Source organism: Acetonema longum DSM 6540, assembly GCF_000219125.1.
In the GTDB taxonomy this organism is placed as follows: domain Bacteria; phylum Bacillota; class Negativicutes; order Sporomusales; family Acetonemataceae; genus Acetonema; species Acetonema longum.
In genome coordinates, this window is the sequence record NZ_AFGF01000051.1 from 1 (window position 1) to 15,102 (window position 15,102).

13 protein-coding genes are annotated in these 15,102 nt (G+C 50.1%); 12 read left to right on the forward strand and 1 reads right to left on the reverse strand.

Going from position 1 to position 15,102, the window contains the following annotated elements:
- Nucleotides 1-85 precede the first annotated feature (85 nt).
- From ALO_RS06530 to ALO_RS06560, 7 genes are all read left to right on the forward strand, one after another.
- On the forward strand, nt 86-961 hold the full coding sequence (locus ALO_RS06530; RefSeq protein WP_040292904.1) for a hypothetical protein: 876 nt from the start codon (nt 86-88) through the stop codon (nt 959-961).
- Entirely contained in the window at nt 958-1,173 is a 216-nt protein-coding gene (locus tag ALO_RS06535) for a hypothetical protein (RefSeq protein WP_004094010.1), read from the forward strand. Before ALO_RS06530 ends, ALO_RS06535 begins: the two co-directional genes overlap by 4 nt.
- Before the next feature lie 41 nt (nt 1,174-1,214).
- The gene (locus ALO_RS06540; protein WP_004094015.1) at nt 1,215-2,018 is read left to right on the forward strand and encodes a TrbJ/VirB5 family protein; all 804 of its coding nucleotides are present in this window, start codon (nt 1,215-1,217) and stop codon (nt 2,016-2,018) included.
- Complete coding sequence (locus ALO_RS06545) at nt 2,015-3,556, forward strand: type IV secretion system protein (RefSeq protein ID WP_004094017.1); 1,542 nt, start codon at nt 2,015-2,017, stop codon at nt 3,554-3,556. The genes ALO_RS06540 and ALO_RS06545 overlap by 4 nt, the downstream gene beginning before the upstream one ends.
- 21 nt (nt 3,557-3,577) lie before the next feature.
- On the forward strand, nt 3,578-5,353 hold the full coding sequence (locus ALO_RS20760) for a peptidoglycan DD-metalloendopeptidase family protein (RefSeq protein WP_004094019.1): 1,776 nt from the start codon (nt 3,578-3,580) through the stop codon (nt 5,351-5,353).
- Between the two features lie 14 nt (nt 5,354-5,367).
- Nucleotides 5,368-6,225, forward strand: coding sequence for a hypothetical protein (locus ALO_RS06555; protein WP_004094025.1), 858 nt, complete (start codon nt 5,368-5,370; stop codon nt 6,223-6,225).
- A gap of 102 nt (nt 6,226-6,327) precedes the next feature.
- Nucleotides 6,328-8,421 (forward strand): hypothetical protein, encoded by a 2,094-nt coding sequence (locus ALO_RS06560; protein ID WP_004094027.1) that lies wholly within the window; start codon nt 6,328-6,330, stop codon nt 8,419-8,421.
- Between the two features lie 477 nt (nt 8,422-8,898).
- On the opposite strand, the gene ALO_RS06565 is transcribed toward ALO_RS06560, so the two are convergent.
- Nucleotides 8,899-9,771: a LysR family transcriptional regulator gene (locus ALO_RS06565; protein ID WP_004094028.1), complete on the reverse strand. Its 873-nt coding sequence runs from the start codon at nt 9,769-9,771 to the stop codon at nt 8,899-8,901.
- Between the two features lie 132 nt (nt 9,772-9,903).
- On the opposite strand from ALO_RS06565, the gene proB reads away from it, so the two are divergent.
- The 5 genes from proB (at nt 9,904) to ALO_RS06590 (ending at nt 15,046) form a co-directional block, all read left to right on the forward strand.
- Complete coding sequence (gene proB, locus ALO_RS06570) at nt 9,904-10,728, forward strand: glutamate 5-kinase (RefSeq protein ID WP_004094030.1); 825 nt, start codon at nt 9,904-9,906, stop codon at nt 10,726-10,728.
- A complete protein-coding gene (locus ALO_RS06575; RefSeq protein ID WP_004094032.1) occupies nt 10,725-11,414 on the forward strand; it encodes a B3/B4 domain-containing protein in 690 nt (229 codons plus the stop codon). Before proB ends, ALO_RS06575 begins: the two co-directional genes overlap by 4 nt.
- Before the next feature lie 271 nt (nt 11,415-11,685).
- Nucleotides 11,686-12,648 carry a DMT family transporter gene (locus ALO_RS06580; RefSeq protein ID WP_004094034.1) on the forward strand — a complete coding sequence of 321 codons (963 nt, stop codon included), beginning with the start codon at nt 11,686-11,688 and terminating at the stop codon, nt 12,646-12,648.
- Between the two features lie 65 nt (nt 12,649-12,713).
- Entirely contained in the window at nt 12,714-13,358 is a 645-nt protein-coding gene (locus tag ALO_RS06585; protein WP_004094036.1) for a trimeric intracellular cation channel family protein, read from the forward strand.
- A 455-nt stretch (nt 13,359-13,813) separates the two neighbouring features.
- Nucleotides 13,814-15,046, forward strand: a complete 1,233-nt coding sequence (locus ALO_RS06590; protein ID WP_238528223.1) for an MFS transporter — start codon at nt 13,814-13,816, stop codon at nt 15,044-15,046.
- The last annotated feature ends 56 nt before the right edge of the window (nt 15,047-15,102 follow it).

Consider the following 15,102-nt stretch of genomic DNA (forward strand, 5'->3'; position numbering starts at 1 on the left):
AAACAGGTTGCCGGAAACAGGTATGAATTCGCTTGTTTATTTTTGTTACAGTGAATTCATAAATCAAGCGACAGGAGGGATCATCATGCAAGTAGTGGAGTTCAGCACGATGCCAAAGGATATGTTTCTTCGGATGTATGCGGCTTGTTTCCATATTGATGGGGAAGAGGAACCGCATTTCCTTACCGGGGAAGAAGAACGGGCATTACTTGACTTTGAGGAATTACGCGCCTATGAAGGCGAACAAAAAATCAGGCGCCTGAAAGAAAAAGCGGCGGCCCGGGCAAAAGAGGAGCGGGCGCGATATACTTATGAACTGTTTGCCAATGCAGCAAGCGATATCGAGCTTGCCTTTGCTGCGAAAGAATACGGCATGCTAGTTCCGGAAGAATACCTGCGCGGCTTGTCCGAACTGGCCGGGGCAGAAATGCTGGCAGAGGAGGCGCGGGCGGCCGGCTGCTCTTTGGAGGAGTTCGCCGAACTTCGGAGCGCTTTCGGTGAGCGGCAAGATTTTACCGCAGCGGAACGAGCGTGGCTGGTGACAGCCCAGGAAAAGAAAATGCCTCTTGCTGCATTGGTTTTGCAGGAAGAGGCGGAGTGCGATTTTGTCTCTCGTACTCAGGCGGCGGAAGCTGCTTACGGTAAAGAGTATCTTGCCTACCGCGAAGGTATTTACCAGGCCGCGGCAGAAGCGGCAAAGCTAAAAAGCGCCGCCTATTATTTAAAAATCTATGAAACGCTGCATGGCGCATTGAGCCCGGAAGAAAAAGAAGAAGATCAGCAAGCACAAGCCGATCCGGCCCTGCCGTTGCACCGCGAAGTCTATATCGACCTTATGCAGCAGGAATTACGGGAAGAGAACCGTGTTCTTACCGCCTTAGCGAACCGGTACACCGAAGGGGCGGAAGCCTATTTCGCGGCCGTCGGCCGATATGCTAAACATAAGGAGCGGGTGGCATGATGGAAAAGGAAACCATGCGGGTGGCCAAGGTGCAGGGGGTTTATTTTCGGTATCCGCCGCAATTGAGCTTAAATCAGGAGCCGTTTTTAATGGCGGTGCTGATGAAAGCCAGGACAGCGACGAACGAGGCATACTTTGTAGTCCAAAACGGTGATACGTTTGCCTTTATTCCGGAAGAGACCGCCAAAACGCCTGAGCGGTGGTCAATTTGACCACCGCTTTTGCAAAGGCAGAAAAGCAGGAGGGATACTTTATGAAAAAATCCGTACAGCATATGCTGATTGTCGGTGCTGTCTTGGCGGGATCCGGCGCCGCCTGGCTGTTGGCAAGTTTGCCGGTAAATGCGGCTGTCGCCGTCATCGACGCGCGAAATATTGCCATCAATACCAAAACGGCAGCCAATACGGAGTTGACGTCGCTGAATCTCATTAAGCAGTTGGCGCTCGACTTACTCAATATCAAAGGGATTGACGGCGGCGTTCTTGGCCAATACAGCGATGGAATCGCCAACCAGCAAAGAGGCGTGCAAGAAAAAATGCAAGCGTTTCAAGGGATTATGGGGCAGGATTCGGCGGGCATTTGGGATGAAGAGGGCGGGCGCATCGAAGACATTTTAGGCGGTTCGTTTGATGCCGGCACGTACCTGAACGTATCCGGCTCGTCCTATAAGGCGCTCGAAAGCACATCCCGCGATTCCATCGAGCTTGCAAAAACCGTGCAAAAAATGAACAGCGATACGACGGGACTCCAGCAAGCTTTAAAAAATTCAGCCGAGGCGGAAGGGCAAAAGCAGGCCCAGCAGGCGGATACGCAGGTCGCAGCCGTTACAGCGGCTTCGCAGCTGCAGGAAACGCAGTTGATTGCGCAGCAGACAGGCATGATGGCCGAAAGTTACCTGAGGGAAAACCAGGAGAAAGCGGCAGCAAAAGCCATTCTGGATCTTTCCGCCGCCAATACGCACCGAACCGTACAGAATGCGATTGTCCGGCAGCCTGCTGATCCGCAGGAGGTATTAAACAAAATATATCCGGACTGGCTGGCCAAGGAGTACGAATGAGAGCGGAAGCGAGTGTTGTACCGAAATCCCTCGCTATTATTGCAGCGCTGTCTTTGCTTTTGCTGCCTGGCATGGGTACGGTTTATGCGGCGGCATCGTCGCTTCCCTGGGATACGGTTTTGACGCATCTGATCGGTGATGTCAGCGTTTCCGGCGGAACCTTCTCTGTCGATACCAGTAATGCCGAACTGACCGGCAGTGTCGCCCGCATCATCTGCACGGTGTCGATTGCGGCAACCGGGCTGCTGCTGATGTTCGGCGAAGTCGGCGGCCTGGCCCGGACGACGTTAAACACCATTCTGGGAACGAGTATGGTGCTGCTTGTCGGCAGCTGGTTAAACAGTACTTTTTTTCAGGTGGCTGATCTGTCCGCCGTTCCTGTGGACGTCAGTCCGCCAACTCTGGAAACGCATCATACGGCAGGGGAAGGAACCGATTTTTTGAGTTCCATGATGCGCTATTACATTGCCGTTTGCCACAGCGGGGCGGCGGCGCTCTTTCCGGCGGCCTTTAAGCTGCTGATTTTCCTGGCGGTGCTTGATTTCTCCTGGACGGCGATGTTTCGCTTAAACGAGGTCGGGCCGAAATACCTGCTTTCCAAAGCGATAAAATACGGCATCTTCATGTGGATATTGAGTAACTGGACCGAAGGAATGGCGCTGGCGGCCAAAGTTTTTGCCTCCTTTGAGCGGGCTGGGCAGCTGGCGTCGGGCAGTTCGCTGCCGCTCCAGCCGGACGCCGTGTGGAGCAACGGCCTGGAAATCCTGGATGCTTCCTGGCAGGGCATTAAGGCGCTGAGCTGGTCGAATATCGGCGGTGTCCTGGCCAGTCTCACGATTCTGGCGGTGACCCTGGCGGCGGTCATTGTTACCGCGGTTGCGCTGTTCATGTGCCGGGTGGAATTTTGGACGATTGTCACGCTGGCTACCGTCTTGATCCCGTTCGGCGTCTGGGATAAGTCAAAATTCCTGTTTGAGAAGGCCACCGGCGCGGTTTTTAATTTAGGCATCAAAATGGCGGTGATTTCGTTTATCACGGCGGTGATCCAGCCAACGCTGCTCTCTTTAGCCGAACCGCTGAAAGACGGCAATACAAACGCCGGTTTAGGCGATTTGGCGGCGGCGGCCGAGGTGATGTTCGGCGGAATTGTGTTGGCCTGCATGGTCATGCAGCTGCCGAAGGTCATCGCCGGACTGATGAGCGGACACCCGTCGCTTGGCTCCGGGGATATTTTTGAACCGGTGAAGACAGCGGTGGCGGCTGGCATAGCCGCCAAAACTGCCGGCATGTCGCAGGCGGCGAAAATGGAGATTGCCCGGCAGATGGCCGGCGGCAGCGGCGCGTCCTGGGGGCAGGTTTTACGGCAGCGGGCGCAAAATGCCTGGACGACAACGGGGCCGCTGGCCGCCGCCAGGCGTCAGTACCAGTCGGTCAAAAACGACAAGGCGGACCGAATGCACCGCTCCGGGTTAACTTGGGGCAGCGGACGTTACGCCCAGCCGTATAATTATGAGCGGCCGCCGATGCTGTTGACATGAATGATTAGAGGTGTCCTGGCCATGAAGCTTTTGCGCAGTCTCCTTCTTCTGGCGCTTTTTTATCTGGTTCCTGGCCTGGCTTATGCCAATTTGTCGATGCAGGTTCCGGTAGAGGCGCCGAAAACGAGCGATTTCGGCTGGCGGATGCATCCTGTCTACGGCACGCCCCGTCGGCACACCGGCGTCGACCTGGGGGCGGCAGCGGGTGCGGCGGTTCATGCGGCGACAACGGGTGTCATTGAATACAGCGGCTGGATTGCCGGCTACGGTTATTATATTCTCATCAATCACGGCCAGGACGACAGCGGCCAAACGATCCGCACCGGCTATGCGCATTTGAGTAATCTTGCGGGAAGTTTTGCCGGGAAACAGGTGGAGCAGGGTGAATTGATTGGCTATGCCGGCGCAACGGGGACGGTATCGGGGGATTGCCTGCATTTTGAGGTGCGGCAGGGAAATAGTACCGGCTATGGCGGGCTTATGGGCGAAGTCGTCAATCCGGAGGATTATCTGGGCGGATTGCCGATGGCCAGCGGCGCCGGCGGCGATGCGGAAGAACTGTTTGTACCGGTCGACTTTTTCGCTTTTTATGATTTTGCTGTGCCGCTGCGGGATATGATGGACAAAATGGCGGCCGCCTGCACAAGCGGGCTGAAGCTCTTGCAGCAGGAAATGCTGGCGCTCTTTCTTTGTCTCATTACCATGGATTTGGCTCTGGCGTTTCTTTGGAGCCTGTTCAGGCAGGACAGCGCCCAGGGAATGTTCGAGTTTTTGCTGCACAAAAGCGTGGTCTACGGAATTTTACTGTTCTTTCTGCAAAACTGGGGCAGCCTGGTTGACCTGCTGCGGAACTATTTTGTAAGCTCGGCGGCCCTGATGTTTCATAAAGATATCGAAACCGCGGTGGCGGCTGTTTCCGATCCGGCGGCAGTCATTCAGCAGGGGATGCATTTGACGGCGCCCTACTTTAATTACATCGAAAGCTTTCACAGTCCCATTGCGATTTTATTCAACCAAGGCCTTATCGCGGTTGCCTTCCTGCTGGGCGTTCTGACGGTAGCGATATTTCTGCTGTTGGGCATCCAAATCATGCTTGCCTATATGGAATTTTACCTGATGGGCGTCTGCAGTGTGGTCAGTGTGACTCTCGCCGGTTTTCGGTATACGTCGGACCTGCCGCTGGCCAATTTCGGCATTAACGGGCTGTTGGCATCGGCTATCAAACTCATGTGGATGACCTTTTTCGCGATGTTTTTGACGCTGATGGTGCAACTGATCCCGCAGGACGGGCTGGTGACCAACCATGCGGGAGCGGAAGATATGACGCTGGACCGTTTTATGGAGACAATCGGCGACATCGAATCCGGCGGCGATTATAGCAGGCCGGCGAATGCTTACGGCGCGAAAGGCAAATATCAGATTCTGGAGTCGAACTGGGATACGTGGTGCGTAGAGGCCGGGCTTCCGGCCGGTTCGCCGTGGACGCCTGCCAATCAGGACCGTGTTGCCCGATATAAGATGCTCCAATATTATGAGCGCTACGGGGACTGGCGGGAGGTTGCGATTGCCTGGAATGCAGGTGAAGCTTGGATAGGCAGCAAGGCATTGCCGGAAGAAACGGTGGATTATCTGGAAAAACTGGAGCAAAAAGGCGGCGGGGATAGTACGGTGTTTAATATCGTGCTGGCTGTCGAACGGTTTTTCTTTGTATTGCTAGCAGCCCTGATCGGCAGCCGCGTCAGCGGCGTGATCCTGCGCACCTTCTCCGGCGAGGGATTTCGCTGGCGCAATGCTTAAAAAAGGGGGAACCTATGAAAATGAAAGCATGGATCAAACAAATCGGTCTATGGAGCACACTGGCCGGCAGCTTGGGTGTATCGCAGGCGATTGCCTTTGCCTGGAGCATACCGGGGGTAACCCGGCCGTATAACCCGGCTGCCTATTACAGCCATACCGTGATTTCCTCGCGGGATTCCAAGCCTTCGGTCTTTACGCGGCTTGACCTGGCCCGGCAGGGCGGTAGGGTCCATGATTATCAGGAAGAGGACCAGGATACGCGCAAAGAGCTGAGAACCACGATTGAGCAGCTTAGACGGATTGACGAACTGTTAAAAGAAATAAAAAACCTGACGCCTGCGGCCTGGGACGGTTTCTGGCAATCCCTGCCCCAGCCGCGCGTATCCCAAAGGGACCAGGCGGTTTTTACGCAGCATGAGAACGCGGCAGCGCTGGTTTCCATTACCGATAAAAATGGCAGCGATCTTGCCAAGCCGGAAGCAGATAAGCTGCGTTACCTTGACGCCTTTTATCGCAACGTTCTCACCTGCAGCCAGGAAAACCGGCAGAGCTACGGGGCGGGTACGGACACCCTTGAAAACGGTCTGGCGCTTTCGGCCGCGGCCGAAGGCCAATTGGCGGCATCACAGGCGCAGGCCGGCCTGGGGGGAATCCAGGCGGCCGAATGTTTGCAGAAAAACCGTTTGATCGGCGTGCAGAACGCAGTCATCGCCGTCAGGGAGCAGGCGAGAATCGATGAAACGGTGCGGGTTCAGGCGAAAAATCGCCGCAACTTCAATATGCAGTTTGCCTCGCCTTACGTTAAGAGCACCAGTGATCAAAAGGTTTTTACGAAACCCAAGGCGCCGGGCCTGCCGGATTTTTCCGAATGACGGCTTGATCGCGTTTTTTTGCGGGAAAAGGGTGTGTTATGCGGCTGAATTCCTGGTAGCGTAAAGATGAGCGGTTAATGCTCACCGAAAGGAGCGAGTGAGATGGCGGATGTGGAAATTCGTACGTTTGAAGCGTATGACACCCGGGAAAAAGGGAAGCCCTGGGTGGCCAAGGTGCTTGACAGCGGGAAACTGGATTTTAATATTCCCTCTACCTACAGCGGGGATATGGAAAATGGGGGGGCGGGCATTCTTTCTATCAAAGAAGCGGAGCAGGGCACCATTTATGCAACCGGACAGAAAAATTATCAGACGCGGGAAAGCAATATCGAATACGTGAATTTTAACGGACAAAGTTTCGATACGGTGGAAAAAGACGTGATCGTCGAAATGAAGGACCTCTATTATGCGGCCCTCCCGGCTGAACGGGCGACGAATAAAGCGCAGGAGGCGCAGGAAAGCGTCGAACAGCAACTGGCACGCTATCAAAAATTTAATGAAATCGTCGTGGTCAAGGAATTTGGCGCCTATTCAACAGAAAAGCTGGGCAAGCCCTGGGTCTCTGAGCTGACCCAAGAGGGCATCCAACTGAATGCAGCCGGCAATCCGGAGGGGAAAGTGGTCGGGCGCGTGGTTGGCCAGGCGGGCGAGTTCCAGCAGGCTTTTGTCGTCAATCCGACGCCGGAGCAGGTGTTTGTCGTTGGCCAGAAGGATTTACAGATGGATAAGCATCATCTGCATTTTTACCGGGTGGAGAACGGGCAAGCCGTGGAAATGACCAGGCAGGAGGCCGAAAACAGCGTTGGCTATGAGCGGAAATTCCGCCCGTTCGAGGTGGAGGACAAAGGCAAAGTCGTCCTGAACATGCCGGAAGGGTATGACCCTGACCGCTATCAAATGTGGGTCGCGAAAGAAGTGCTGGAAAACGGGAAGCGAACCTGCAAGAGCGGTGAGCAAGACGGCCAGTTTTACGGCAGCTATTCCGGCGGCCGGGAAGGAAAGCCCGGGCAATTTTACATCAACCAGCCGGAAGAAAATGCGACTTATGTTGTATGGAGAAAGGATCTGGCGGAAAAACAGACAGAGATGGCGGCTCGCATGAAGTTCATGAATGGAGAAATGCATGAACAGCCGATTTTGCAAATGACGCGGGAGAAAGTGGTGTTAAAGGAAGTGCCGGCGTTTGATGAGGAACGGTTTGGCAATCCGTCCGTAGCCCTGCTGCGGCAGGACGGCAGTTTCTCGTTTATGAACGGCAGGAACGCCTATGGACACCCGCAGCGGGTGGGCGGCTATACCGGACGGGACGGCTTGGGCGAGCCGGGCGCTTTGTTTGTCTATGAACCCAAGGAAGATATGGTATTCGCCGTTGTCCAGGAGAATTACCAGACCCTTAGGACCCAGGTTTCCTATTATCAGTATCAAAAAGGGAATTTTATTGAAACCGACCGCGAAACCGCAAAAGAGCTTGCGGCAAGGCAGCCAGAGCCGGAAGCAAGCACGAAACAGCCGGAAAAAGAACTGGAGGCGATTGTGGATAAATTGCAAAACGGTCAAGTCTCGCCGGAAGAAAAGGCTGAAATGAAGGAACGGCTCCAAGACCTTCAGGCTGAAATGAAAAAGGAGCAAAAAGAAATCGACCGGACTATAGCCGACTCCAGAGGCAAAGGGAAATCGTTGGTGATTGCCCAGGTGGAGGCGTATGATACCAAAAGCCTCAAAACGCCCTATATTATGCTGCAAAATGAAAAAGACCGCATGAGTTTCGTCCAGGACAAAAGCATTGCCGAATTCAAAGGCTCGGCAGCAGAGGGAGGGCAGATCATCCTGCACGACGCAAAAGACGGAACCGTCGTTGCCTACGGCCAGGCCCGCGCCGACGGAACGAAAACGCAGATTCGTTATGCCCTGGTTGTAGACGGTAAAGCCCAGGAAATATCCCAGGAGCAGTATCAGGCGTATAAGAAGGATCCGGCAAGTCTTATAAAATCGAAAGAACAGGAATACACGTCCCTTGCGCAAGCGGCGGATTGCCTGGCAGCGAAGGGGCTTAGGGGCCCGTTACTGGAGAAAAAACTGGCGGTGTTGGACTTACCGGAATTTAAGGGGAGAAGTGTGATCGAGAAGGCGAAGGCTATTCAGGAAACCGTGCAGGTATGGGAAAGAGCGAAAGGACCTCATAGTTTGGCAAGATAGGGTGCATCGTCGGAAAAGAGAAACTAAAAGAGAAGAATGCCCTTGTCCTGTAAACGTACCAGCTAGGAGCATTGACTTTGCGATAGCTATATGCTCCACGTTAGAAAACATTAAGCATTCAGGCTTGACGTTTATATCTTAAACAGATCCAACTTAAAAGGATAGAAAAGGAAAGAGCCTATGGACCCTAGATCTATAAAGTGTCATAGGCTCTAACTTACCTTCCAGGCCTTCATGCTGGGTATAATGAACCCATATCCTGAAAACGCTTCGAATGGAATATTCATCCGGATAGGGCGCACTAAAAAACTGTTTCCATCTCAGGTGCCTGATTTTTGCAAGATTAAAACCCGTCACAGATTGACTTTTGCCAATGTGACGGGTTCTTGACGCTATATCAGAAGATACTCCTAGAAAGATAGTAATCCTTGAAAATTGAGGCTTATTTCCTAATTGATGGTGGTTTTGTGATAACTCTTACTCTTTTAATATACTAGTTGCGTAAGTAATGAATTTTCGTACCGCCGGCGCAGCCACCTTTATCGACGGAACGGCAATTCCCAGCGTAATACTTTTTGGTGGGTCGAGTGGAAGCATGACTACATTGTTTTGGCGCCCTTTGGTAATAAGCTCATTCATTATACTCATACCTAATCCACATTCGATCATAGCGAGGGCCGCGTAATTTTCCAGAGTTGAAAAACAAATCTGTGGAGTCAAACCCGTTTTCTTTAAAAGTTCCACAACATCGTCATCTTTTCCCAACGCAGGCATGATGAATGCTTCTTCTTGGCATGCGGAAAGCGGGTACGCCGCTAGCTGCGTCGCCATAGGGTGTTCAGGCGGCAGAACGGCAAGCATGGCATCTGTTTTCAGAGGTATCCATTCGTAAGGCATCGGCTCCTGATAACTGAAAAAGCCAAGGTCGACTCGTCTTTCTGAAAGCCACTCATCTACTTCTTGCCGGATACCCTCCATTAAGTGGATTTCAATGTGCGGATACTTCTCTCGGAACGTTTTGATAACCTTGGGTAACCAATGAGTTGCAATGCTGGAATAAGCGCCGATCGTAACGGTGCCAGTTTCAAGCCCGTTGATTTCTGCTGCGGTTTGCCTGAACTGCTCATTCCATCGTAACAGTTCCCGCAAAATGGGCAGCAGTTTTTGTCCGTTTTCTGTTGTCGTGACCCCTCTGGGCCCGCGTACCAAAAGCGGAAAGCCAATTTCGCTCTCCAATGCGTTCATCATATGCACTACGCCGGAAGGTGTGTAGCCTGACTGCTCTGCTGCTTTTGAAAAGCTGCCGGCATCGATTGCCCGAACAAAAACTTCGTACTTCCTCAAATCCATGGGTGCAACTCCCTGATGTGATAATTCCTCACATCTAATGTAAGGAATTATCATTTTACTCTATGCTAAAACCATTGTATACTAAATCAAGTAGAATGACAAGAAAGATGGCATGGAGAATTGGGGAATTGCATGAAAGTAAAACGTATTATTGTAAAGGTCGGCACATCAACGTTGACCAATGTGGACGGAAAAATTAATCTTCAATGCATGGAGCAGTTGGTACGCGTGCTGTCTGATATACAAAGTAAAGGGCATGAGGTCGTTCTTGTAACATCCGCTGCAATTACAGTCGGATATAGCAAAATGGGGCTTTCAACGCGCCCGAAGGATTTGCCTACTATTCAAGCGGCGGCGGCAGTCGGACAATGTGAGCTTGTCCATATGTATGACCGGCTTTTCAATGAATATGGCAGGACTGCAGCTCAGATTTTACTTGATGCCACGGACCTTGAGAATGCGGAGCGAAAGCAAAATCTCAGCAACACCTTTAATGCCTTGCTGACTCGCGGAATAATCCCTATTGTCAACGAAAACGATTCTGTCAGCCATACAGAAATCCGTTCTAAAAATAAGCTGTTCGGGGACAACGATACTCTTTCCGCGATTGTTGCTTTGCTCTGTAATGCAAATTTGCTAATCAATTTGTCCGATGTAGATGGATTATATGCGGCTGATCCCAAAAAAGACTGCAATGTACACTTGATTCGAGAAGTCTCGGAAATCGATGATCGTATCATTGCGCTCGCAGGTGGAGCAGGTTCTGTCTGTGGCACCGGCGGCATGATTACAAAAATCCGGGCGGCTCGCCTTGTGACTTCACATGGCATTGACATGGTAATCACACAAGGGAGTCGCCCCAAGGCACTATATGATATTCTCAATGGTGCAGCTATTGGCACAAGGTTTATCGGGAAACCGCAGGCCATCTCACAGTTTGAAAGGAGAACCCAATGAATTTCTTTATATCAGATGAATTACAGCAGCTTTATCCAGACGTCGCTCTCGGTATTATGCATTATCAAGCGATTGTGCAAAAAAGCACACCGGCGCTATTGGAATTGGTCGACAAAACAATAAGCGAGCTACAGGCGAAGTATACGATGGATGACATCGCACGCATTCCACAAATTGCAGCCACGCGAAATGCCTATAAAGCCCTCGGCAAGTCGCCGCAAGAATACAGGAATGCGGCGGAAGCCATGCTGCGACGCGTCGTGAAAGGAAACGGCTTGTATCACATCAACAACATAGTCGAGACTAACAATTTGGTTTCCATCTCTTCCGGCTATTCCATTGGTTCGTATGATGTGAGCTGTTTGTCCGGCAATATCACCCTGCATCGTGCACCGGACGGCGCAATTTATGAAGGCATTGGCAAAGGCTCTATCAATATAGAATATCTGCCAACACTGTATGATGATATTGGTGCCTTCGGCAACCCCAGCAGTGACAGCCGGCGCGCCATGATACAGGCTGGCGATCGTGAAATTGTCAGCGTGCTTTATGCGTTTGACGATGGAAACGGGCTGGAAGAATGGATGACGCATTTCAAAAATCTGCTGCAAACATATTGTGATGTGCAGTCCGCTAAAGGCTCTATTTTCCGTGGCTCAGACAAAATAATCTTGTTTGAAAAATGAGCATAATGTCCAGTTCGGCCTCTTTGTGCTATCCCGTACTTGGCAGTTCATCTATTCCTTTGTGGTCATTAAGAGTCGACACCGACATATAATCACAATAAGCTTGCTTAAGAAATGCTGAGCTTATAAGATTTTGACGGCTCTTATCTGGATGAAACAGGAAAAATGCGAATAGTGTTGGCAGTGAAGTCTGTGGGCAAAGCGGTGTCAATGCCCTTATTTTTTTCTTTAGGATATTTAAACAAAAACACATAAAAGGATGATTTTTCCTGTGAATAATGGTACTGTAATATATTTTATGCAAGATGTAAAAAGCGGCTTTCCCCGTTTGTTCGAAAATAAATATAAAGGCATTATCCTTACAACGCTGGCAGCAGTTTTATTTGGAATAACTCCCATGCTGGCATCTTTTTCTTATAGTATGGGAGGCACGCCTGAAACGGTGACATTTTTCCGGAATGTTTTCGCCATTCCTGCTTTATTGCTGACACTTTGTTTGAAAAAGATACCACTTTCGCTGCCTTGGGCGGTATTGCGCAGTATCGCTCTATTGGGGATAATCGGTGGAGGCATAACGATCCTTTTACTCTATATGTCTTATCCGTATATAGGTATTGGGACCGCTACAACTTTACATTTTTTATATCCGGTATTTGTTTGCCTTATCTGCCGTATCTTTTTTAAAGAACGTTTGGGCCGGCAGAAAATGATTGTGTTGCTGATTGCCGGGGCCGGAATTTTATTTTTTTTGGATATTAAGGAAATCACACATATAACCGGTCTTGTGATAGCAGGGATTTCAGGTTTAACATTTGCAATATATATGGTTGGCATGGAAAAGAAAAAAATTGTTGAACTGAACTCTTTAGTGATTACACTTTATCTGGCTATTTCGGTGTCGGTTTTTATGCTGCTATATAATATTCCAACCGGAAAGATTGTACTGCTTTTACCGCTTAAAGCTTATTTCTACATGTTTATTCTTGCCAATTTAGCCTCATTTCTTGCAATACTGCTGTTGCAATTGGGAATCAAATATCTGGGGGCTTCTACAGCGTCGATTTTTTGCCTGTTTGAGCCTGTAACCAGTCTAATTTGCGGGGGATTCTTTTTAAAAGAAGCAATTACTATTGAAAAAATCATCGGGTGCATCCTGATTTCTTCTGCGGTTATCCTTCTTGCAACAGATAAATCAAATAATTCATTGTGCAAAATTTATGAGTCAACGGACTAAAGATGATCTTCTGCTGTGATACTCATATAGTGGATTTACTTGCCAAAAAAGAAGGGCGATAGAAGATGACGGCCTGGAATGTGCTTGAAGTCATGGGAATCGTAGCTTTTTCCGTTTCCGGCGCGCTGACCGGGATCCGCAGCCGCTTTGATATTTTTAGTGTGCTGACTTTTACCGTCATTACCGCGATTGGTGGCGGGGTCATGCGGGATGTAATTATAGGTAATACTCCTCCCCTGAGTTTCCGCGACCCGACGTTTCTGATCAGTAGCTGCGCGACAACGATGACGATATTTTTTACCTACCGTCGGCTGGATCGATATCAGAACACAAGTCGGTTTTTTGACGCCATCGGTCTCGGTGCGTTTACAGCGACCGGCGCCAATCTTGCAATGGTGCATCAACTGAATTCTCTGTTCGGTGTAACGGCAGTCGCAGTGATTGCCGGCATCGGCGGCAGCCTCGTCCGCGATACGATTGTCAGGGAGATTCACTATGTATTCCGTCGGGAGGTTTACTTTGTCAACGCCATTATCGGCGCTTCAGTTTTCTATTACTCACAATTGTATCTACCCAGTTTTTGGCCCTTATATCTTTGTTTTATCGTGACCATTGTTTTGGGCCTTTGCCACATTAAATACAAATGGAACTTTCCGGCTCTTGACCCGGATTCGAAGAAAGTGGTTTCCGGCGACCACGAATCCGGTTAACGACACTTACCGCCGGTCGCGGCGACATATTCGATAATGGCGTTTGCCAGCCTGGACTTCTGCTTGGCAGGAGGGGCTCTTTTTTCATTTGATATCTGAAAATTAGAATTTAAAACAATGTTCTTGATACGGGAAAATGAATATTTTTTCTGGATTCAGCTTCCTCAAAAAGCGTTATGGATCAGTTTATTAGGATAGAGTGTACAGTATTTAGGCCAATTCACAAAAACAATTGCTAGACAATTTAGAATAAACGGTGTATTCTAAAACAGGAACGGTATTCTAAATACGGGAAAACGAAGTGGCCGCGTATAGGAGGATTGCTCATTAATTGGGAAGGTGAGACTTGGGGTTCCTAAAACACTGGACTGTACGCTAGTATGATTGGGGGAGTTGACATGAAGGCAAAAAAAACAAATTTTCATTGGGTATTAGGGTGTTTGGGTTTTTTGATAATGCTTGTCGCGTATATGGATAGGGTGAATTTATCCGTTGCTACGCCAGTCATTATGGATGAATTCAATTTCAGTAAAATGGAGATCGGTGTGCTGCAAACATGCTTTTTCATTGCTTATACGTCCATGCAAGTTCCGGGTGGAATTCTGTCGGATTTTTTTAAACCTCGTTCTGTTGTGGCGGGTGCCGTAACATGGTGGTCGGCCTTTACTGTGCTGACGGCGTATTGTACATCATTTAATGGTTTTGCGGTTGTCCGCACTCTATTTGGGCTTGGCGAGGCTCCGATTCTTCCCGCTTTGAATGCATTTCTCGGACGTTGGTTTCCGGACAAAGAAAAGGGATTAGTTTCTGCTATGGTATTGGCGGGCGGCTTTATAGGGCCAGCGATCGGCACTGGCCTAACGGTAGCTATCATGGCTGCCCTGGGATGGAGACACGTATTTATAGTATATGGGTTTGTTGGGTTCGCTTTTGTCGTTGCATGGCATTTGTTAGCGAAGGCATCTCCCCAAGAGAGCCCGTTTGTTAATCAGGAGGAGACCGCCTATATTGAAGAAGGCAGGATAGAAGAGGCGGAAAAACAACGGAAAATTGCTCCGTGGGGCAATTTCCTTAAATCCAGTCAATTCTGGGCGGCCGGAATTCAAGGCTGCGTTGCCGACTATATTATGTACATGTTTCTTTCTTGGCTTCCTTTATATCTCTTGGAGGCGCAGCACTTTTCCCTGTCGGAAATGGGGATCGCCGCTATTTTCCCCTGGCTTGCCTTGACCTGCTGTACCCTTCTGTCAGGCTGGGGCGGCGACCGTTTAGTGGCCGCCGGCCATTCCAAAAAGGTAGCCAGGTCGTATCTGGCTGCAGGCGGGTTTATTGGCTGCGGATTGCTTCTCTACCTGGGGGCCATGGCGACAACTCCCACAATGAATGTAATCTGCCTGACCTTATCCTTCGGATTTTTGGGTTTGGCATATGCCCCGGCGTGGGCTGTAGGCCACGATATAGGAGGAAAATATGTTGGGTCAGTCGTTGGGTGGATAAATTTTGGCGGGAACATGGGCGGAATTTTTGCTCCGGTAGTAACTGCCTGGATAGTCACAACTTTTGGCTGGCAGGCAGCGATCATCTCAACTGCAATATTTGCCGCTGTTGGCGTCGTTTCCGCTCTTCTGGTGAGACCGGATAGTCCGATAAAGTTGCAAACGCTGAACAACGTCACAATTGCAAAGTAAATATAATAGATGTAGTTTGCCATCACGTTTAAGTTAATATTTAAAGATCCTAAAAA